We start from the raw sequence: 1104 nt of genomic DNA, 5'->3' as shown, positions 1-1104 counted from the left end.
CCAACCGGCGCGGCCGCCTACCGGCCATCATAATTGACGCCGACCGGACTCCGTAATCGACGCGCTACAGGCAGGCGATGCCACTCTCTGCCAATGTTCGATGACGGCTGCCTGCACCCATTGCAAATATATAGAATTATTGACGTGCCCCATGAAGTCGATGTCGTCGATCTCGATCTTCAAGGGACAACTGTGCATTTGCGCGGAATTCATGATGCTATCTATCACATAGCTATGACATTCCGGATTCGTTTTTGGACGAGATTCCAATTCAGCCTATCTATTTTTTCAGATGCGCCTACAAGAGCCGGGCTGAAACGTCGCCTGCGACGGATATTGGGCCGCCAAGGCTCCCCTTTGTCCTTTACTAGCCTCACGAAGCCGGGATGTGCCGCTGTTGGCGCATGCCCGTCATACTGCATTGGGCAAAGGATACCCATATGATCACCGGCACCGTAAAATTCTTCAACGCCGATAAGGGCTTCGGTTTCCTCGCTCCCGAAACGGGCGGCGATGACGCCTTCGTTCACATCAGCGCGGTCGAACGCGCAGGCATGCGCACCCTGAACAAGGATCAGCGCGTGTCCTACGAACTGGAAACCGACCGTCGCGGCAAGACTTCGGCCGTCAATCTCCAGTCGGCCTGAACAAACCGGATTGGCGGACCTTTACGAAGGTTCGCCAATCTTCCGCCGGGGCAGGAGTACATTTATGTCGTCGCTGGCATTTTATCGCGAGCAAGCCGATCTCCAGACGATTGCGGCCGATGCCGCAAGACTCCCTCAAGTGCGAGACCGCTGCCTGCGCGCGGTGTCTGCATGGACCGAACTGGCTGATCGCGCTCAGAAAACCGAGGATGCTCGGAAAGTGAAAGCCTTGCACATCGGTGAAAGCGTTCCCGATGTCGCAGAAGTCAACGGTCAGTAACAGTATAATCTTTCCGTATGATCAGCCTGCACGAATTCTTGGTGAATGTCGTGTGCTTGCCATGGTCGGGGCGATAATCGTCTGATGAAATCTCCTGCGGACTAACCCGCCTTATTCACCAAAAGTGTCCTGAAGGGTTGGCGGGAGTGGCGTAAGCCTCTGATCTGAATTAGGAAC

The 1104-nt window shown here is 55.0% G+C and carries 3 protein-coding genes; 2 read left to right on the top strand and 1 reads right to left on the bottom strand.

All coding sequences use genetic code 11. From position 1 onward, the window contains the following. Window positions 1-27: 27 nt before the first annotated feature. Window positions 28-198 (bottom strand): thioesterase family protein, encoded by a 171-nt coding sequence (locus LH128_RS32835; RefSeq protein WP_327195284.1) that lies wholly within the window; start codon window positions 196-198, stop codon window positions 28-30. A gap of 242 nt (window positions 199-440) precedes the next feature. Here LH128_RS32835 and LH128_RS27175 point away from each other — a divergent pair, with 242 nt between their 5' ends. After that, on the top strand, window positions 441-647 hold the full coding sequence (locus tag LH128_RS27175; RefSeq protein WP_008832912.1) for a cold-shock protein: 207 nt from the start codon (window positions 441-443) through the stop codon (window positions 645-647). Between the two features lie 64 nt (window positions 648-711). Further along, window positions 712-927 (top strand): hypothetical protein, encoded by a 216-nt coding sequence (locus tag LH128_RS27170; RefSeq protein WP_008832911.1) that lies wholly within the window; start codon window positions 712-714, stop codon window positions 925-927. The last annotated feature ends 177 nt before the right edge of the window (window positions 928-1104 follow it).

It is taken from the genome of Sphingomonas sp. LH128 (genome assembly GCF_000293195.2).
In the GTDB taxonomy this organism is placed as follows: Bacteria; Pseudomonadota; Alphaproteobacteria; order Sphingomonadales; family Sphingomonadaceae; genus Novosphingobium; species Novosphingobium resinovorum_A.
This window is presented reverse-complemented; position numbering and strand designations above follow the sequence as displayed.